The sequence below is a fragment of the Rhodanobacteraceae bacterium genome (genome assembly GCA_024234055.1).
Taxonomy (GTDB): domain Bacteria; phylum Pseudomonadota; class Gammaproteobacteria; order Xanthomonadales; family SZUA-5; genus JADKFD01.
In genome coordinates, this window is sequence record JACKOW010000003.1 from 328,092 (window position 1) to 346,490 (window position 18,399).

Here is an 18,399-nt window from a genome sequence, read left to right on the forward strand (position 1 = left end):
AGTCTGAGGTAAGCCGGCCCCGCAGGGCACGTGTAGCCCGTTGTGCCGCGCAGCGGCTCAGCGGGGGCTTTTCCGCGTCACCGTCCGCACGGCCATTTCCAGTTCCGGATCGCGACCGGCGCGTACGCTCGCTACCGTCGGCGCCACTTCGATGTCCGGCAGCACGCCCACGCCGACGAAATCGGTGCCATCCGGGTAGCTGTCGCGTTTGACGCAGATGCGCGCGAAGCCGCCGCCGGGCAGCGGGAAGCCCAGGGGTTGACCGGTGCTGCCGCCGCTGGCGACGCCGATGATGGGGCCGCGCTGCATCAGCTTGAATGCGGCAGCCGTGTCTTCGGCCGCCGAGAAGGTGCGGGCATCGATCAGCATGGCTACCGGGCCGCTGAACTTGCGCGAGTCCCGTCGCTGGTAGGGCTCGTCCGGCACGATTCGCCATTTGATCGAGGCATTCTCGCCATTGCGGGCTCGACTCAGTGGCGAGCCATCGCGGTAGCGAGACACCGGTGTTACCACCGGATCGTCGCTGAGATGCGTCAGCAGATCCCAGCCATGGTTGCTGGAACCACCGCCGTTGCCGCGCAGATCGAGCACCAGGGCTTTGGCGGAACTCAGTTCCGACCAGTGCTTGAGCAGCAATTGATGGGCCGCATCCGATTCGAACTGCGAAGCCCGCAACACCGCCACGCCGTCGCGGCGCACTTCAAAACTCTCGGACGCCCGCCCCGGCGTGCGCTGGTAGCCCGAGCGCGGTGCGGACACCTCGAACAGCTTGCCGCCCGCCGATCGCAGCTGCAGTTGTACAGGCTGCTGGGCATCGCCAGCCAGCAATCCATAGCTGAAACTGCGCACGTCGCGATCTTGCCGCGTGGAACTGCTTTCGTACGGCGCCACCTGCGCTTCTGCATAGCTCCGCACCGGTTGGCCGTCGATGCGGAGGATCTCATCGCCGACCTTCACGCCCGACTTCGCCAGCGCCGGATCACGCACCTCCAGCACCAGCACCTTGTCCTCCACCAGCGCCGTGCGCAGACCCGGGCGCGAGTACATGGCCGGCGCCAGCTCATCGGGTGGATAGGCGTTACTGTGCCCATCCTTGAGCAGAGCGGCAAAGCGCATCAGTTCGCGATAGTAGTCGGCGGTGTCCTTGGCCTCGATCACCTTGGGCAGCGTTTCCAGATAGGCCTGATCCCAGTCGAGCTCCGGCAGCTGATCGAACCAGACAAAATTGTCGCGAGCCACCGACCAGATCAGCGACAGCCCGGCAATGCGCTCGGCTACCGGCAACTGCTCGCGATACGGTGTCTTCAAGGCTGGATAGCCAGCCCAGCGCGCCGTTACTTCGGCTTGCGCCCGAATGCCGGCAGAGCGCGGATCGGCCAGCAGGCGCTGGACATGAACATCGGAGACGAAGGGGCTGATCTCCGACAACCAGGCGATGTCCTGCACCGATTCCCAAGCCGCCAGCGCCTCCGTCATCTCGTTCAGCCGCGCATGCACCTTGACCTTGTCGATCAGGAAATTGAAACGTCGATAGCGCAGATATTCATTGCCTTCGCCCAGATCCCGGTACAGCGGCGTATCGAGCTTGGCCAATCCCTGGTCCAGATCGACCAGAATGGCGCGCAGTTCCTCTGGCGTGGCGGCGGCACCCTGATAAATGACGTCCGAATGCGGATCGCGCAATCGAGTCACGTCCTCGTAGGCCTCCATCGCCGGCGACAGTTCATCGGCGTCGGCGGGCAAATTGGCCGTCAAGCCGAGCACCAGGCTGACGGAGAGCGCGAAGATAGGTCTGGCCATGGAAGCTCCTGCTGGCGATGTAGTGCTGGGTTCGACGGCTGGCGAAGGCCGCGCAATCAACGCAACCCCGCGCCCGCAGCGCCTGAATGAGTGCACGATGAGAGCAGCAAGCGCAAACAATAGTTCCAGCGCGGCCGGAATGGACCCTGCTGCACGCAGTTCAGTAGCCCGTTGTGCCGCGCAGCGGCTCAGCGGGGCTCTTCGCGTCACCGCCCGGACAGCGCTACGCGCAGTTCGGGCTACAGTAGCCGGCAGCAATGGACACCCAGAAACCCATACGCTCCAAATGCCCTACCCCGAACCCGCAGGCAGGGCACCGGCGACAAACGTACCTGATAGACCCATCCGCAACGTCTGGCTGTCTATTTTCATCCATGGGTCCGCAGCAATCGCCTTGATCGATTGCGCTTGCTACGCCCGCGCGTACCAGGCCTTGATCTGCGGATGCTCGCGCACGGCGTCGTGTACGCCCATGAGTTTGGGGTAGCTGCAGAAGATGTTGGCCGGAATGTGGTCGACGTTGCCGCCGAGGAACCAGCGCACGGCCATATGCAGTTTCACGTCGACCACGTGGATGCGCTCGCCCGCGAAGTACGGCCCGGTGGCGATGTTGCGTTCGGCCGCGCGGCCCCAGGCGGGCAGGTAGCCGGCCACCAGTGCTTCGCGGGCGGTCTTTTTCTCGGCCTCGCCCATGCGGATGGTGGGGCCGACATTCGCACGCAGATCTTCCACGTGCTGCATCATGCCCTCGTGGCGGGCCGCCTCGAAGTCGTCGGCCGGGTGCAGCCCGTGGCGGCGACCAATCAGCACCAGGATGGCATTGGTCTGCGCCAGCGGCGGATGTCCAGGCAAATCGAGCACGGGCAGCGAGCCGTAGGGCGTGTGTTCCTTCAACGCCGGCCAGTCTTCGCGACGAATACGATGGTCTTCAAAGTCGACGCCCGCCAACTGCAGCGCGAGGCGGCATTCCTCACCGCGGCTCACCGGGGCGTCGAAATAGGTCAGGCTGGGTCGAGTCACAGCGGTATCTCCCAGGCAAGAGGCAAAGGGTGCGGCGCGTTGGCGGCGGCATTATCCGTCACGGCCCCGCCATCCAGCGTAGCCCGGACAACGACGCTTGCCTCGCTCATCTGCGAGCAACTCCGCGTAGCGTGACGCTTCCGATCGAAGATGGGGCGCTGGCAATCGTTGCATGATCGCCGCTGACGCCGTTCATGTCTGTGGGAACAACTCGCGCGTTGCTGCCGCAGAGTTGCTGGAAAGTGGGTATCCGATGGTGTCCGCCTGATGGTGTCTGCCTTCGGCCAGGCAACGGGCACGATACGCGGTGGGCGTGCAGCCCATCATGGACTTGAATGCGCGGTTGAATGGGCCCAGCGAGGCGAAGCCGCTTTCGCTGCTGACCTGCAGGATAGTGCCGCAGCCCTCTGGGGCCGCGAGCAGCGCACAGGCGTGGGCTACGCGGTGGCGGTTGAGCAATTGGTTGAAGTTTCTTTCGCCGGTGTGCTGGGTGATCAGCTTGCTGAGCCGATGCTCAACGGTTCCCAGTCGCTCGGCCAGCTGCGCAACTTTCAGCTCGGGTTCGCGATAGACCTTGAGGACGCTCAGGTGGCGCTGCAGCTCGGCGATCAGGGTCGCGTCACCGGCAGCCGGAACCGGGGCCCTCGGCGCGGAATGCGCCCGGTCAGCGGCAAGCAAGGGTGCCGGACTCAGGCGCCGCAGGCGAAAGGCATGATGCATGAAAGCGATCATCAGCATGGCGCAAAGCGCCACAGCGCTGGTTCGCAGCGGGACCAGCGTCGGGAAGGCATGCGCGAGTTCACCCAACAGCGTCGTCGAAAGGACGCTGCTGCCGTAGAGGATCATGAAGCCGATGCGCAAGCTCCGCTCGGTCTGTGTCCATTGCGCGGACCAGCCGCGCAGGGGTTCAACGAAGCTCAACGCCAGCAAGGAAGTGCTGCTCAACGTCAGCAAGGCATCGATGCTCACAGTAGCCATGGACGGTTCGGCGTTGGCTTGCAGCGCCGTGCCGCGATGGATGGCAATGAGGATGGCCACACTTGCCGCCAGCAGAAGGTGTACCCGCCGCACGCCGCGGTCGCCGCGGAACAGGGTGCGGGAGACCAGCCAGAAGCCGTTGCAGGTGACTGAGCCACCGATCGCCACCATCCACACCAGCCAGGGTTGGGTGTCCACCACGAACGGTGACATCAGCGACAACGCCAGAGAGCCGCTGACCACGGCGAACAGCCGCTCGTGATCCCGCAGGTTGTGCTGCATCCGCAAGGTCAGCAACGACAGCAGTGCCACGCCAACGGCCACGGCGGTCAAAGTTGCTTCCCACCACAGCATCGTCAATCCCTCCCCTGGAGCCCGAACAGTCTGACGCACCAACGGTGACTTCGCATGCGTCGCCAGTCACAGCCTAACCGCAGTTGAACAACGATTTCCGGTGCGGATTTTCGACTCGCCGATTCGCGAATCGGCGAGACCCCGCGTTGGCACAGGGGCAGGCTTGAGACTTCTCCACAGACCCGGCATCACGGCATGACCCACACTCGCACCCATTCTTCCGCCCGCGCCCTGCAGCTGGGGGCCGCCGCCTGGTTCATCTGCGCCACGATAGGTCAGTGGACCTTCGTCCTGTTCATCCTGCTGTTCTTCGGCGGGCACACCGTCAGCGGTGACCTCGCCGGACTCAATCAAAAGGCGCATGTTACCGGCTATGTCCCTGGCGATGCCATCGGCAACTTTCAGTTCATCGCCCATGCGCTGATGGGCGGCATCGTCACTTTCGCCGGAACCTGGCAATTGATACCCGGCGTACGTCGTCGCTGGCCTCGCCTGCATCGCTGGAATGGCCGGATTTTCCTGGGCATCTCCCTGGTGGCCGCATTGACCGGGTTGTCGCTGACCTGGATTCGCGGCTCGCAGCTTGGCCCGGGCAGCAACCTGTCGATCACCCTCAACGGCGTGCTGATCCTGGTGTTCGCGACGCTGGCATGGCGCACCGCGATCCACCGAGACTTTGCCCGACATCGCGTTCATGCACTACGAACCTTTCTGTTGGTGAACGGCGTTTGGTTCCTGCGCATCGGGATCATGCTTGCCGGACTGCTGCTGGCGCCGCTGGGAGTCGAGATCAACTACCGGGGGATGGTGTTTGTCGGGGTGAGTCTTGCCAGCTGGATACTGCCTTTGCTGATGCTGGAACTGTATCTGCGTGCGGAAAGATCGCTGCGAGTAGCGCCGCGCTACGCCATGGCAGTCACGCTGGGCCTGTTGGCACTGCTCACCCTGGCCGGCAGTCTGGCGGCGGCGGCATTCATGTGGTTGCCGGCACTACACCCGGCCGCCTCTTCCTTCTAGCCCGCATTTTTCACACCTGTTGCGGAAGATCGCGCAGGGCTTTGCGACTAGCGCAAGGCGCGACGACGAGGAATGGTGATTCCATGGCGAGGAGGAGCAACGCAGCGATAGTCGCAAAGAACCAGCGAGGGCCGCAAAGCGGGCAGATGCAGCCAAACACTCCGTGACTGCTGCGTGCCTCGGAATCGCCTGTTTTCACTAGAAGATTGGGGGCATCTGCTCGCGCAGGTGTGAGAAATGCGGGCTAGCACGCGACTGCCAGAACTTTCGGACCAAGGTGCAGGAGAACACGATGTCGCGTGTGTCCGATGGTGGCAGCGGGGCCGAGGTTGGTCACCGTCCAGTTCAGGTTCACCGTGGCGCCGGCGACGACCACGACCGGGGCACTGACATCGACACTGAGGTCCGACAAGGCCGGCGGCTGACTCAGGCACTGGATGTCCAGCGACCAGTCATTGAGCTGCCCGACATCGCCGCCGCCCTGCGGTAGGGACCGTATTTGATGCTCAGCTCGGCGCCTTCGCCCAACACATGGGCCGGTACGTGGACACCAGCACCGAGGCCGGCGACGATCGTGGCGACGGATTGCACCAGGGCATTGGGTCGGGCCGTCACTGACGGAAAACTCATCGGCGCCGGCTGCAGATCCCATGCCGCTGCGGCAAAGCCATTGCCCTGCAGTCGGGTGACCAGGGGCAGCTCCAGGTCCTGCTGGATCGAGCTCAGCAGCAGGATGCGCCCATCGCGCTGCAAGGCGACATCGCGCACCTCCAGCACGCCTTCGCTGCAGTCGGAGAAGTCGAACAGCGGCTGCACGGGATACCAGAAGGCCTGCCCCTGGGCGGCGAAGCTGCCATCGCCACCGCCGCTGCGCAAACGCCGGGTCAGATGCTGAAAGCGGTCGGTACGCGGACAGGTATGGGGATCGCGTCGCAGCAGGCTGGCGAGCAAGGGGCGACCGTCTGAACCGAGTGCATGGGCGGCCAGGTAGGCGTCGTCATTGCTGCCGCTGCTGGCGCCGAAGCGGTCGTTGACCAGCGGCGGGTCACCGCCATCGACGCCATAGCGATCCACCGAAGCGCGTACGTTGAACTTCTTCGCCAGCGCGACCAGGATCTCATTGTCCGGGAGTACCGTCAGCATCCGGATCAGGAATCAGGGGGACTCAACGCTCAGTCAGCGACTGATTCCAAGCCCACTCGACGAGGATGTCCTGGATCTCCAACCGTAACGGCAACCAATCAGCACCAGAACGGCATTGGTCTGCGCCAGCGGCGCAAGTCCAGGCAGGTCGAGCACCGGCAGCAAGCCGTAGGGCGTGTGTTCCTTCAACGCAGCCCAGTCATCGCGACCAATGCGGTGGTCTTCAAGTCGACTCCCGCCAGCTCTCGCCCCTACTCCTCAAAGCCGTTGCCGAAGAGCTGATCCACCAGTTCCCAGGCCCTGACCTCGTTGTCGCGCACGCCATTCAGCAGTGTCGGCGAGGCAACCTGCAGGACAGGAAAGTCTGCAGCGAGTCGTCGACCGATGTGACTTCGCCTGACAGATCGTCGCGCACGGCCATGTACTGCGGTCGGCTCCCAGTGACGATCCAATCCCCGGCTTCGGCGGGTCGCGCGAGATAGCTCAAGCGACACAGGGACTCGCACGAGCCATTGAGGCTGAGCTGTCGACGGTTCAGTTCGCTGCCGTTGATGTCGAGGAGCACCAGCGTCGAATCCTGCAGCATCACTGCAAGGCGATTGCCGTTTCGGCGCACCGCCCGGACGTCTTGGACCGAATTCATCGGAACATCCCACACAATCTGGCCGGTGCGGGCATCGATCGCGCGCAAACGCTGCTCGGCATGAACGACGAGTTCCGGATAGCTGTCACCGGACAGCTGGGTCAGGGCGCGCAGCGCCTGGGATTGATTGCTGGGACTCGAACTCCAGAAAACGCTGCCATCCTGCCCGTTGAGCACGCGTTGGACGATCGAGTTGCCGGTAGTGCTGCGCTCCTGCACCGCCAGCGGCGGACAATCGATGCCGGCGCACTCGCTGTCTGACAGCTGCACAAAGCTGTACTCGCTGTTCGTGCTGGCGGCCCGTTCCCACAACTGAGTGCCATCCAGCGCAAAGGCGCGGAGCAGGGTGCTCGATATCCGCAGGATTTCCGGGCCCGGGGAGGAATGGAAATCGCCCAGCAGGAATTCCGGAGACTGCACATTTCCGGGCGAAGGGAAGGGCAGGTTGGGAACGACAATCTCGGTGATGGTCGACAGGGTGCGTGGATTCAGCCGACGGATGAGCAAGTCCCCGCCCGCCTCGATGACAACGACCAATTGCTGCTCGCCTTGCGCCTGAAAATAGCCGAGTGCGTGACTCTCGCCATGGCTCCACTGGAGTACGCTGGCGCCCTCGGGATTTCGCAGCAGACGCATCGACCCTTGATCGAACCACAGCAGGTCCTGGTCGCCGTCATTGTCCCAGTCCAGCGCCTTCGCGATGACTCGACCCACGCCCCCCGGGGCGAGTGACTGGTCCCGCAGCACCGCCCCGCTGCGCGGATCCACCACGGCGACATGGTCGTTACCCAGTGCGACCAGTTCTCGTGATCCTGCTGCAGTCCAGTCGAGCAGGCCCAACGCTCGATAGATATCCGGCATCGGCAGCGCCGGCTCACGGTAGGAACCGCCCATGTCGGGATCGAGCAGCGCCAGCGCTCCGTTTGCAGCGGTCGCCATGGCGATTTCATCGTGGCCATCGCCGTCCCAATCGCCGCTCCAGGCTGGGCGCGCTTCGGTGAAGGTACCAAGCGGCGTCCACGGCTCGTCGATCAGGGTCGACGCGTCGCGAAAGCGCAAGAGGCCGGTGCCCGGCGCCAGCCAACCCAATTCCGATGCGCCATCCGCATCGAACTGTCCGCTGACTACCGTCTTGATATTGGTGGTCGCCAACGTCTGGAAAGGCGGCTGCAGACCGCCGGGAAGCGTGATCAATGCCGAGGACCCCGAGGTGATGCCAATCATCGTCGGGTTCGGGTCACCCGGCAGCTGGGCATAGAACACCGGGTCGGAAGGCAAGGCCGAGGTGAGCGCGAATTCGGAGCGTGCGCCGGTCATGGGATCAATGGCGGCAACCGGATTGGTGGAGAAGAACGGGTTGGTGGTCGCCATGTAGACCTTGTTGTCGCCTGCAATGGGACCACGGACCAGCCTTTGCCAAAACGACAGCGACGTGGGACCCGAGTACCGGCCCGCGTCAGTGACCGTGACCCGGTTGCCCACATGCCGGACGCAGGCCCACTCGCCGTTGTAGAAGAACATCCAGTCGCTTCCACAGCGACTCTGGATGTCGAAACCGATGTAGTCCGGTGACAGCGACAGGCGCGGCTGAGTGGCCACGAGCTTCGGCAACAGCGGCTGCGCCAGACAGGGCAGCGGGAGAAGACACAGAAGAGCAAGAGTGCGCATGGATCCTCGATGAAGGGAATGGCCGCGCGCCGCGACCTTTGAGTAACATTACGATACATTGTCTTAGGACTTGTCGCGAGTGCCGACCCTCTGCGTACTCCGCGTTGATGCGCCTACCGGCAAGCTGTCGTCGTCAACCCGTGGGAGTGGGCTCCGCCGGCGATGCTCTTCAACCGGCGTGAGCATCGCGGACAGAGTCCGCTTGTATGGTCCCGATCGGCTCTTTGGAAGAAGCCTAAAGGGCCGGGGTGGTTGGACTGTTCGCCCGCTTCTGCATGACAGACCGTGGGAGCCCTCCCGCCACTGCCTCACCGTCGATGGGGAATCTCGCTCGGCTAGGGGTGTGGGCGGTGGGATCCGCCTGTGAGGTTGATGGCGAGAGGGGCGGGAAGCGACAGCACAGAGTGCAAATTGGCGATACCGGGGGCGGCTGGGATCGCCGAGTTGTACTCGGCAGCTTTTGGCTTTTCCGCCTTCCGGTGTAGCCGTGTCAGGGCAGCGGCTACGCCGTTGGTGTGTCGGTGGTGGCTGGGCTCGGAGAAGCAAGATCGCCGTGTGCAACTCGGCGATCCCAGAGGGACTGGGTGAAGCAAGAGCGCCGAGTGCAACTCGGCGATCCCGGGTGGCGGCTCGCCCTACTCTACTTGGCTGGCTGGGGACAGTTCGCCAGCGCCGCTGCCAGCATCTCCCGCATCTGCTGGCGCAGCTCGGGTGGGGCGAGGATTTCGGCGTCGGCGCCGTACCGTTGGATGTCCATCAGCAGTTCGCGGGGCTGGGCGTAGGGGATGGTGAGTTCCAGGCTGCCGTGGGGTAGTTGTCGCTGGCGTTGGGCGGGGTGCGAGTGTTCGTCGGCTATCCAGCGCGCGGCGTGGGGGCTGAAGCGGAGCGCGAGCGCTGGGCTTCCTGCATCAGGCGGTCATTGCTCAATCCGTAGCGATTTCGACTCAGCAAGCCGTGCAACAGGGCGATGCGTTCGGTGCGTTCCATGGGGCGGGGTTGCGTGCGGTGGGTGTGAGGATGTTGCCGTTGGGATGGCGCCTGGGCAATGTGGGAGTGGGAAAGCGCCGGGCGCCTCGCGTATGGGGTGAGCGGCCACGTTGGGGTTGGCGGACGCGAGCACCCGGCCTTCTGGTGGCGTGGCGGCAATGTGGGTGTGGGAAATGCGCCGGGCGCCTCGCGTGTGGGGATGTGCGGCCGACTTGAGGCTCGCGGACGCGAGGACCCGGCCTTCTATGAGGGCTTTCCGAACGTCAAGGAATCTGCGGCTCGTTTTGCTTTCCGTTACATGAACTTCCGTTGTCGTTGCGGCGATCCTGCCGTCATCCTCAAGTGATCGGTCGAAGAGCCAGTTTTCGCTGGACCACCTTCTATTCGTGTCCACTCACTGCGGATCACCTTTTGCCGTTTTCGCTGTTGCGAAAGCTGCCGATCCAAGGGCGCCCCATCTACAAGAACGGTGGTCTTGAACCACCCAGGCCGGGTACGGGCGCCCGCCTTGCTGATGTTGACTGGTCGCGTTTCTGTTGCGTTCGTTCTCGCGTTTTCGGGTTCTGTGGCTTAATTCAAGCCGCCATCTGCAGCTGCGCAGCTTCGCCCATGCTCGGCATCCGCACCTCCTTCAGGCGTACGCCTTCCGGGATCACACCGTACTCCAGGTACCGCCAGAGCAGGATCGACAGCCGCCGCGCCAAGGCCACGATGCCGCGCTTGCGCGAGGCCTTGCCGACGCCGAATTTCTCTTGAAACCAGCGCGTTAAGTCGGTGTCCGGCTGGTGGCGGATCCAGCGCCACGCCAGTTCCACCATCATCGCTCGCAGATTAGGCGGCCCGCATTTGCTGATTCCCTGCTCATGGCTTGAATTGCCGGACTCGAACGGGGTTCCGGTCAAACCCATGAAACCGCCGACCTGACGCCGGTTCTTGAAGCCGCGCCAACCGAAGGCTTCGAACACCACCGGCCAGGCCGTATGCACGCCCACACCCACCAATCCCATCAGCTGCCACACCTGCTCCACCATCCGGGCGTGCTCCACAACCTCGCCGGCGCGCGCGCTTCTTCAGCGATGAGATCTGCTCCGCTTCCACCGCGCGAATCTGCTTCCTCGTCAGCAATATGTGTTCCTGCAAACGCTTGAGCTCAGCTTGAATCGACTCCGGCAACGCCTCCCCAAAGCAGTCCTTGATCCGCTCAACCTGGGTGCTCGGCTTGGCTTGACCAAGGTCGCGCCCAGGCTCACCAGCAGCGATTCCCAGCGCAACTCGTGCTGCGTCTTCACCTTCACCCAGTGATCGCGTTCGCGATGCCGCCGCCGCGCCATTTCGACGTCTGCCGGCGGCACGTTGATCGCGTACTTGTCCACGTCTTCATCGAGCGTGCGACGCAATTGCAACACCAGTCGGCGCACGTCCAACCGGTCGGTCTTGGCCTGCTTGCGCGATGGCTTCTCGATCGCATTGCTCGCCCACTCATGCACATCGATCCCCAACCTCTTGAGCATGCGATACGGATAGTGGCCGTGACGGCCAGCCTCGAAGCACGCCAGCACCCGCGTCTCCGGCGGCAGACCCAGTCGCTGCTTCGCCCGGTCAATCAGCGCCAGCAGCGCGGTCCAGTCGTCACCCGTAATCTCATGCACCGAGGGGTTGCGTTCGAACCGCCCCAAAATCCCGATCTTCCACTTCTTCATCGACAACTCGATCGCCACGCACAGCACCGGAAGCGTGATGTTGAAAGTGGTAGCGTTTGCAGCGAGGGTCGTGGACATCAGCGTAGCTCCTTGAGGTTTCGGCACCGCAGAGGATCTCGCGTCCACGGCCCTCATGGCATCTACGGGTGGCGTGGCGGCAATGTGGTGCCGATCAATGACCGCCCGCGCATGTGTGCGTGGAAGCGAGCCGCAGTGTTGGGCCGGCCAGTCTCATCGTTGGGTTGCTGACGACGGTCGTTGGGGCTGGCGGACGCGAGGACCGCACGAGGGAATGGATGGGTCCGGCGGAGCAGTCGGCGCCCGTCGGTGACATCAAGGATTGATTGAGGCGCGCTCAGTTCCCGTCCGGGTGCCGGCGCTGTTATCCCTGAACCTCGCCAGCCTCCTGCAGCCGCGCCTGCATCTGCGCCGCCACCGCTTGCGCGGGCGATTGATCGCGCGCTGAAAGTCCGGCCACCACGCCCCGTTGATTCGGTTCAGGGTGGTTCTGGTGCAACTTGTCCTTGCCGATCAATCGATCCACGCGCAGGTCGATGCCGACGATGGCGCGGAGCTGACGGTCGATGTAATCCGGCGGCGCCTCGTCCAGCCGCCACGGGCGAGGCTGAAACGCCTCGTGCTCCGCGCTCAACTCCTCCAACAGCTGCCGCAGCCAGATCGGATCATCGATCGCCTGCAGACGGCCATGAGCGTGCACCACCGAGTAATTCCAGGTCGGCACGGCCCTGCCGTCCACGGCCTTGCTGGGATACCACTGCGGGCTGACATAGGCCTGCGGGCCATGGAAGATGGCCAGTACCGCTTGCCCGTCGGCCTCGCGCCACAAGGGGTTGGCGCGGGCGACATGACCGACCAGATGCGTGGCCTCACCGACCCTTCGCAGGCGCAGGGGAATGTGGTTGGCGTCCGGCCCGTGCGCGCCGACATGGATCAGCGTGGCGAGCGGAAAACCGCGGATCGACTCGGCAAGCGCCTGCGCATCGGCCTGTTCAAAATGCTTTGGCAAGTACATGACTGTTCCGGGTCGGACTCACGGCTGTCAGATTGTATGCCGGCCATCGGTGGGAGCAGCTTCAGCCGCGATATCCGGACCCCGGCATACATCAGCCGAGATCGCGGAAAGAATCCGCTCCCACAGCCATGTCCAATGGCGGCAGGCATTCCCGAAAAACCTCCGGGGACAATCTGAGACCGTCTCCATCAATGATCAACGAGGTCGTGGTCCGGGTTGGCCTGTGCGCTATTCTCGGCGACGGAAACGCCTTCCACAAAGCCTCGAATACCATTGACGGCACGTCATTGGGGTCGCGAATGCTGGGCCAGCGCATGGGTTCCGAAACGCCGCGTTGCCGCGGTCTTTACCCAAGGCCGCCGACCCGCCGTGTGACAGGGTGTGCAGCATCTGGATACGACGACGCGAGGCAAACCGATGAAAGCTGCGACCTGTTATTCCCTGATGGCTCTTCTGGCCCTGTCAGCCTGCTCAGACACAGGGGTGCCAGACCCGGCGCAGCCGCCGATGGCACCCGATCAAGCGCAGCCGCAAGCCGCGCAGGCGCCTGGCATCGAAGTCAGCACCGAAGGTGGCGTGACCACTATCACCACAGCCGGCAATTTGCAGTCGACCTTCGATATCGGCTGCGTCGATATGGCGCAGGTGAAAAATGTCTACTCACCCGCTGATCTGTTCAAGGGATCGGTTGCCTGCTTCCAGGCTGGCGACGGCGCCCATGGCGCGGGCTTGTTCCGGCTGGCTTTGGCCTATGGACGTTACGACATCGACAGAGTAGCCGACAGAACGGCCCATCAGGGATTGGAAGTCCTGAAGCTATCAAGCTTTGAACCCTTCAGTGAGGCTGACAAGACGTTGATCCAGGAACAGCTTAACGTCTTCTTCAGCTCTCCTGACGCAAATCTGCAATTCTGCGCCCAACTGCGCGGCCCTGGGCCCACCTGCCTACCACCCGGACTACATGATCCAGCACGGCATGCAGGCGTTTCAGCCCTGGAGCCAGGAAGGCATCAACGGACTGGTGGCGGATTTTGACCCGGACGCCACCTGGCAGATGGTGGTGGATCGATACATGAGATGTGCCAGCGACGCGGACGTGACGGCAAGCACATCTCCGGATCCAGACGCAGATCAGAACACCGCGACCAAGACCGATGCGGCAACCCGGGTGCGGGAAGCCCCCTCGCTCGCTGCGTCCGCAAGGACTGCGGTTGCCGAGTACTTCAACTCGGAAGGCACTTGGCCGGAGAGCAATGCGCAAGCGGGCATCGCAGAATCCTCACCGCAATTTCCGGTCAGCATCGGCCCGGGCGGCGTCATCACGATCCATTTTGATGAACCGGCCGAGCTGGTGGGGAAATCCATCGTGCTGACGCCCCGCTCCGAGGCGTCGGGCGACTGGGTTGACGTGTACTGGAGCTGCTCGGCAGTGGACATTCCGATGGAGCTTCGATCGCAGAATTGCCCCTGAGGCGCGTCAGCGCGCGCATCAGAGGCACGGCGCTACTCGCCCGCATCGCATCGAGGGAACTCAGGACACATGGAAACCACCGAGGAACAAGGCACAGCGCGCGGTGACGGTGGAGCCTGGCGAAAACCACTCGTCGCGGCCGCATGGCCGGCAGTTGGTGCGCTGATCTATACCCTCTATGCCTGCTTTCCGCAGTGGTTCCCGGCCGGCACCGGTTCGGCGCTGGTGTTGCTGTTGGTCGCCGAAGGGCTGGCGATGGCCATTGCCTCGGTGCGTGCCAAGGCGCTGGCTGATCCGTCCCCACGAAATCGCCGGAAGGTCATCTGGCTGATCGTATCGATACTGGCGCTGTTGGCTTTGCTGCACTTTGGCTTCGAGGTGGAGTGGGCGGTGATGGTGCCCATGCTGATCTGGATCACCATCGCCTGGCTGGCGCCTCGGTGGTCTGGCAACGAAGACGCGGAACTGGCGCTGCAACAGACTCAGGCGGTCTTGCAGGATCGTGGCACTGTGCTGGAGGCGATCCTGGCCCTGACGGTCCTGGGAACGCCGATACTGTTGGGCTCGACGCAGATCCCGGAATCCTGGCTTGCCTTCTATGGCACGGTGTTGCTGCTGCAGGGCGCCGCCAGTAATGCCTTTGTGCATCGGCCCAAATTCCTGCGCAAACGCAAACGCTTGCTGGATCACCCCTGGATCAACGCGCTCAGCCGTCGCAAACGGATTGAACGCAAGGTGGCCAAGCTGCCGCAGGTGGCCGAGGAGAGTCCTGCAGATCTGGAGGCACACGCTCAACTCAGCCTGACGCAGCGCTTCAAGGTGCTGTTGAGCCCGGCGACCTTGAAGAAATGGTGGCGATATACCTGGATCGGGACAGCCTGGATGTGGGCCATCTCCTCTGGCGGGGCGATCCTCAGTGGCAAGAAGGCCGACGTCTGGGATGACAGCGGTGCGCTTGCAGTGGTCATGAACTGGGCATTCTCGCTGCTGGCCATCGGCTTCGCCTGTCTGGTCGTGGCGGCCGCGGGGATGCTGCCCATCGTCGTTCATTCGGCCGTGGACAGACGCCGCGGGGCGATCGGGCTTGGCTTCCTGCTTGGCCTGATGCTCAGTTGTATCCTGTTGGTGGTGGGCTTCTGGGCCCTGTTCCAGCTACGGGATCTGATCGCAGGGTAAGCGGGGCTGTTCGTAGCCCGTTGTGCCGCGGAGCGGCTCAGCGGGGCTCTTCCGCGTCACCGCCCGGACAGCGCTGCGCGCAGTTCGGGCTACAGTAGCCCGTTGTGCCGCGCAGCGGCTCAGCAGGGCTGTTCGCTGGGCAGAGCAGTCGCGACGCAAGGTCGCTCCTACGGGCCAGCGGGTGGTTCATGGCCGGTCGGGGGAGTCAGTTCGGAACGGGTGGCTCGTGTCCAGTCCTGGAGACCGCCCACGATCCAATCGCCCTGAGTCTGATTGACCGACAGAAGCAGTTTCAGCGTGCGTGGAAACCATCCGCGCCGTCGATGCCGAATGCGCAGGAAATAATCCGGCATATCCTGTCCCCGATCGAGACCGAACAGGCTTTGCGGCTTGCCCTGGAATTCAGGTCCGCTCTCGCGCCTGATGCGGTAGTGCCAGCGCATGCGGAAGGCGATATCAACGGCCAGCACGAGTGATTCAGGCGATCGCTCGATGCGAGCAACCCTGCTGCCGAAAAACTGCAGCGCCACGCCCATGCCGATGATCAGCATGCCCGGCACCCACTCGAACAGAAACAGGGGCTCCAGGGTGCCAAAGGCGATGCCCCAGGCTCTGCTCACCATTGCAAAGGCCATCATGCCGGCCAGCATCAGACCCAGACCGCGACCCACAGACTCGATGAACAACTTGCGCACCGGCAGATGCAGAACGCTGGCGTGATCAGTTTGTTCCACACGCAATCGGGCACCGGACTGACCGTCACGATGCTGCAGCTCGGCACTTTGATCGGGCGCCCGCCACCGCCACGGCGCGCCCGCAGCATGGGAGTGAGCCAGATATTCAAGCTTGCGATAGCGCTGACGGGAGCGAATCCAGGCGCTCAGCGTGGCGATCAATCCGAGCGCCACCAGTGCGATCTTCACGGCAAGATTGACGCTTTCCACCCTGATTCAGTGCAGCACGCGCAGCAGCACTCAGCGCCTCGGACCACCGCCCAAGCCCGGCGGCATGCCGCCGCCCATGCCACCCTTGAGGGCGCGGAGCATGCCCTTGATGCCGCCGCCGGACATCTTCTTCATCATCTTTTCCATCATCATGTACTGCTTCATCAGTCGGTTGATGTCGGAGGGATGAGTGCCCGATCCACGGGCCACGCGGACCTTGCGCGAGCCGTTGAGCAGATCCGGAAAGCGCCGTTCCTTGGGGGTCATCGAATTGATGATCGCCACCATCTTGCGCATTTCCTTGTCGCCCATGGCACCAGCGGCGGCGGTATCGCCCATCTTCGGCATCATCGGCAGCTTGTCCATCAGCTGCGCCATGCCGCCCATGTTCTGCATCTGCAGCAACTGCTCGCGCATGTCGTTGAGGTCAAAGCGCTTGCCGCTGGTCATCTTGGCGGCCAGCTTTTCCACCGAATCCTGATCAGCCTTGCGGGTGACATCCTCGATCAGCGACAGCACATCGCCCATGCCGAGGATGCGCGAGGCCACGCGATCCGGATGGAAGGGTTCCAGCGCGTCCATCTTTTCGCCGGCACCCAGGAACTTGATCGGGCGACCGGTGAGGTAGCGCACCGACAGGGCGGCGCCGCCGCGGGCATCGCCATCGGTCTTGGTCAGGATCACGCCGGTCAACGGCAGCGCATCGGCAAAGGCCTTGGCGGTGTTGGCGGCGTCCTGACCGGTCATGCTGTCGACCACGAACAGGGTCTCGATCGGGCTCAGGGCCTGATTGAGCTCGGCCACTTCGGCCATCATGGCTTCGTCGATGGCCAGGCGACCGGCGGTATCGACGATCAGCACGTCGATCAGCTGCTTGCGGGCAGCATCCAGCGCGGCGCGGGCGATGGCCAGCGGCTTCTGATCCGGGGTGCTGGCAAACCACTCGGCGCCAACCTGGGCGGCCACGGTCTTCAGCTGCTCGATGGCGGCAGGACGGTAGACGTCGCAGCTGACCACCATGACCTTCTTCTTGCGGCGCTCGTGCAGCAGCTTGGCCAGCTTGCCGGTGGTGGTGGTCTTGCCCGAGCCCTGCAGGCCGGCCATGAGCACCACGGCCGGTGCCGGGCAATTCAGGTTCAGCTCTTCGTTCTGCGAGCCCATGACCGCGACCAGCTCGTCGCGCACGATCTTGATCAGGGTCTGACCCGGCGTCAGGCTCTGCATCACCTCCTGACCCACCGCGCGCGCCTTGACCCGCTCCATCAGCGCCTGCACCACCGGCAAGGCCACATCGGCCTCCAGCAGGGCAATGCGCACCTCGCGCAGGGCTTCGCGGATATTGCCTTCGGACAATCGGCCGCGGCCACGCAGTCGGTTGACGGTATCGGACAGGCGTTTGGACAGGTTTTCGAACATGGCGCAGGAACCAGCAATCACTGAGGACGCGCACTCTACGGACTTCTGCCCCGCGCCGGAAGCATTCGCCGCCAGGCGGGCGTCGTGGCATTCAAGCTTTCTGAAGGCCGGATGCCCGCCACGCCGTGGCTATGCGATGATCAGACCATGCTTGAAACCATCCTGCTGACCATCGTGGTGCTCGGCTACGCCGCCGGTTCCACCCTGCTGCTGCTCGACGCCTTCGGCGTGCGCCGCGAGCCCGCGTGGCTGGCGCTGGGTGCCGGTGTCGTCGCGCTGATCGCCCATGCCGGGCTGATCTTCCTGCCGGCCATGGCCGGCCAGCCGCTGAGCACCAATTTCTTCCATGCGCTGTCGCTGGTGTCCTGGGCCATGGCCACGGTGATGACCGTGACCAGTGCCCGAAACCGGGCCCGGGTACTGCTGGCCATGATCTGGCCGATCGCCCTGCTGGCCGCGGTGGCCGCGGCGCTGAGTCAGGCTCCGCCGGCCGATGCCATTTCCGGCTGGCAGATCCGATTGCATGTGGTGATCGCGCTGTCGGCCTATGCCCTGCTCAGCATTGCCGCGCTGCAGGCGTTGGTGGTGGCCTGGCAGGAAGGGGCGCTGCGGCGCAAGCATTTCTCGGCCACGCTGCGCGCGCTGCCGCCGCTGTCGGCGATGGAAGAACTGCTGTTCCAGTACATCGTCGCCGGATTCGCCATGCTCACGCTGACCGTGCTCAGCGGCGCGCTGTTCATCGACGACTGGATGGCCCAGCACCTGGTCCACAAGACGGTGCTGACACTGCTGGCCTGGGTGGTCTTCGGTGGCCTGATCTTCGGGCGCTGGAAATTCGGCTGGCGCGGTCGCACCGCGGTCAACTGGACGCTGGTCGGCATGCTGGTGCTGCTGCTGGCCTTCTTCGGCAGCAAGTTCGTGCTGGAAATCGTGCTCGGGCGATAGGCGGCGCAGGCGCCCTCCACATGAGCCAACAGCGCGTAGCCCGTTGTGCCGCGCAGCGGCTCAGCGGGGCTGTTGATCTTCGATTGGAGCAAAGCGGCGCCGCA

At 63.9% G+C, this 18,399-nt stretch carries 17 protein-coding genes; 6 read left to right on the forward strand and 11 right to left on the reverse strand.

Going from position 1 to position 18,399, the window contains the following annotated elements; translation table 11 throughout:
• Nucleotides 1-57 precede the first annotated feature (57 nt).
• The 3 genes from H7A19_08775 to H7A19_08785 all read right to left on the reverse strand — a co-directional run bounded on the left by H7A19_08775 (nt 58) and on the right by H7A19_08785 (nt 4,152).
• Nucleotides 58-1,800: a hypothetical protein gene (locus tag H7A19_08775; GenBank protein MCP5474920.1), complete on the reverse strand. Its 1,743-nt coding sequence runs from the start codon at nt 1,798-1,800 to the stop codon at nt 58-60.
• Between the two features lie 411 nt (nt 1,801-2,211).
• Nucleotides 2,212-2,820: a glutathione S-transferase family protein gene (locus tag H7A19_08780; GenBank protein MCP5474921.1), complete on the reverse strand. Its 609-nt coding sequence runs from the start codon at nt 2,818-2,820 to the stop codon at nt 2,212-2,214.
• Nucleotides 2,821-3,012: 192 nt separating this feature from the next.
• On the reverse strand, nt 3,013-4,152 hold the full coding sequence (locus H7A19_08785) for an AraC family transcriptional regulator (GenBank protein MCP5474922.1): 1,140 nt from the start codon (nt 4,150-4,152) through the stop codon (nt 3,013-3,015).
• Nucleotides 4,153-4,347: 195 nt separating this feature from the next.
• On the opposite strand from H7A19_08785, the gene H7A19_08790 reads away from it, so the two are divergent.
• Nucleotides 4,348-5,169 carry a DUF2306 domain-containing protein gene (locus H7A19_08790; GenBank protein ID MCP5474923.1) on the forward strand — a complete coding sequence of 274 codons (822 nt, stop codon included), beginning with the start codon at nt 4,348-4,350 and terminating at the stop codon, nt 5,167-5,169.
• Between the two features lie 426 nt (nt 5,170-5,595).
• On the opposite strand, the gene H7A19_08795 is transcribed toward H7A19_08790, so the two are convergent.
• The 3 genes from H7A19_08795 to H7A19_08805 form a co-directional block, all read right to left on the reverse strand.
• Entirely contained in the window at nt 5,596-6,312 is a 717-nt protein-coding gene (locus H7A19_08795; protein ID MCP5474924.1) for a hypothetical protein, read from the reverse strand.
• Between the two features lie 325 nt (nt 6,313-6,637).
• Entirely contained in the window at nt 6,638-8,566 is a 1,929-nt protein-coding gene (locus H7A19_08800) for a PQQ-binding-like beta-propeller repeat protein (protein MCP5474925.1), read from the reverse strand.
• Nucleotides 8,567-9,263: 697 nt separating this feature from the next.
• The gene (locus H7A19_08805; GenBank protein MCP5474926.1) at nt 9,264-9,479 is read right to left on the reverse strand and encodes a WYL domain-containing protein; all 216 of its coding nucleotides are present in this window, start codon (nt 9,477-9,479) and stop codon (nt 9,264-9,266) included.
• 228 nt (nt 9,480-9,707) lie between these two features.
• Here H7A19_08805 and H7A19_08810 point away from each other — a divergent pair, with 228 nt between their 5' ends.
• Entirely contained in the window at nt 9,708-9,956 is a 249-nt protein-coding gene (locus H7A19_08810; GenBank protein MCP5474927.1) for a hypothetical protein, read from the forward strand.
• Between the two features lie 229 nt (nt 9,957-10,185).
• On the opposite strand, the gene H7A19_08815 is transcribed toward H7A19_08810, so the two are convergent.
• The 3 genes from H7A19_08815 to H7A19_08825 form a co-directional block, all read right to left on the reverse strand.
• Nucleotides 10,186-10,641 (reverse strand): IS110 family transposase, encoded by a 456-nt coding sequence (locus H7A19_08815; GenBank protein MCP5474928.1) that lies wholly within the window; start codon nt 10,639-10,641, stop codon nt 10,186-10,188.
• 87 nt (nt 10,642-10,728) lie between these two features.
• Complete coding sequence (locus H7A19_08820; protein MCP5474929.1) at nt 10,729-11,388, reverse strand: hypothetical protein; 660 nt, start codon at nt 11,386-11,388, stop codon at nt 10,729-10,731.
• 304 nt (nt 11,389-11,692) lie between these two features.
• Nucleotides 11,693-12,343, reverse strand: coding sequence for an FMN-binding negative transcriptional regulator (locus H7A19_08825; GenBank protein MCP5474930.1), 651 nt, complete (start codon nt 12,341-12,343; stop codon nt 11,693-11,695).
• Between the two features lie 417 nt (nt 12,344-12,760).
• Between H7A19_08825 and H7A19_08830 the strand changes: the two genes are divergently transcribed.
• The 3 genes from H7A19_08830 (at nt 12,761) to H7A19_08840 (ending at nt 14,990) form a co-directional block, all read left to right on the forward strand.
• Nucleotides 12,761-13,378, forward strand: a complete 618-nt coding sequence (locus tag H7A19_08830) for a hypothetical protein (GenBank protein ID MCP5474931.1) — start codon at nt 12,761-12,763, stop codon at nt 13,376-13,378.
• Nucleotides 13,320-13,814 carry a pilin gene (locus H7A19_08835; protein ID MCP5474932.1) on the forward strand — a complete coding sequence of 165 codons (495 nt, stop codon included), beginning with the start codon at nt 13,320-13,322 and terminating at the stop codon, nt 13,812-13,814. The genes H7A19_08830 and H7A19_08835 overlap by 59 nt, the downstream gene beginning before the upstream one ends.
• Before the next feature lie 69 nt (nt 13,815-13,883).
• Nucleotides 13,884-14,990, forward strand: a complete 1,107-nt coding sequence (locus H7A19_08840) for a hypothetical protein (GenBank protein ID MCP5474933.1) — start codon at nt 13,884-13,886, stop codon at nt 14,988-14,990.
• Nucleotides 14,991-15,157: 167 nt separating this feature from the next.
• On the opposite strand, the gene H7A19_08845 is transcribed toward H7A19_08840, so the two are convergent.
• Together H7A19_08845 and ffh are read right to left on the reverse strand one after the other, a co-directional pair.
• Entirely contained in the window at nt 15,158-15,913 is a 756-nt protein-coding gene (locus tag H7A19_08845; protein MCP5474934.1) for a hypothetical protein, read from the reverse strand.
• Nucleotides 15,914-15,964: 51 nt separating this feature from the next.
• On the reverse strand, nt 15,965-17,350 hold the full coding sequence (gene ffh, locus H7A19_08850; GenBank protein MCP5474935.1) for a signal recognition particle protein: 1,386 nt from the start codon (nt 17,348-17,350) through the stop codon (nt 15,965-15,967).
• A gap of 147 nt (nt 17,351-17,497) precedes the next feature.
• On the opposite strand from ffh, the gene ccsA reads away from it, so the two are divergent.
• A complete protein-coding gene (gene ccsA, locus H7A19_08855) occupies nt 17,498-18,295 on the forward strand; it encodes a cytochrome c biogenesis protein CcsA (protein ID MCP5474936.1) in 798 nt (265 codons plus the stop codon).
• Nucleotides 18,296-18,399 lie beyond the last annotated feature (104 nt).

Coding starts and splice junctions, on each gene's coding strand:
- H7A19_08775 (MCP5474920.1), bottom strand. CDS start 1,800: ATGGCCAGACCTATCTTCGCGCTCTCCGTCAGCCTGGTGCTCGGCTTG.
- H7A19_08785 (MCP5474922.1), bottom strand. CDS start 4,152: ATGCTGTGGTGGGAAGCAACTTTGACCGCCGTGGCCGTTGGCGTGGCA.
- H7A19_08790 (MCP5474923.1), top strand. CDS start 4,348: ATGACCCACACTCGCACCCATTCTTCCGCCCGCGCCCTGCAGCTGGGG.
- H7A19_08795 (MCP5474924.1), bottom strand. CDS start 6,312: ATGCTGACGGTACTCCCGGACAATGAGATCCTGGTCGCGCTGGCGAAG.
- H7A19_08815 (MCP5474928.1), bottom strand. CDS start 10,641: ATGGTGGAGCAGGTGTGGCAGCTGATGGGATTGGTGGGTGTGGGCGTG.
- H7A19_08820 (MCP5474929.1), bottom strand. CDS start 11,388: ATGTCCACGACCCTCGCTGCAAACGCTACCACTTTCAACATCACGCTT.
- H7A19_08825 (MCP5474930.1), bottom strand. CDS start 12,343: ATGTACTTGCCAAAGCATTTTGAACAGGCCGATGCGCAGGCGCTTGCC.
- H7A19_08830 (MCP5474931.1), top strand. CDS start 12,761: ATGAAAGCTGCGACCTGTTATTCCCTGATGGCTCTTCTGGCCCTGTCA.
- H7A19_08835 (MCP5474932.1), top strand. CDS start 13,320: ATGCAGGCGTTTCAGCCCTGGAGCCAGGAAGGCATCAACGGACTGGTG.
- H7A19_08840 (MCP5474933.1), top strand. CDS start 13,884: ATGGAAACCACCGAGGAACAAGGCACAGCGCGCGGTGACGGTGGAGCC.
- ffh (MCP5474935.1), bottom strand. CDS start 17,350: ATGTTCGAAAACCTGTCCAAACGCCTGTCCGATACCGTCAACCGACTG.
- ccsA (MCP5474936.1), top strand. CDS start 17,498: ATGCTTGAAACCATCCTGCTGACCATCGTGGTGCTCGGCTACGCCGCC.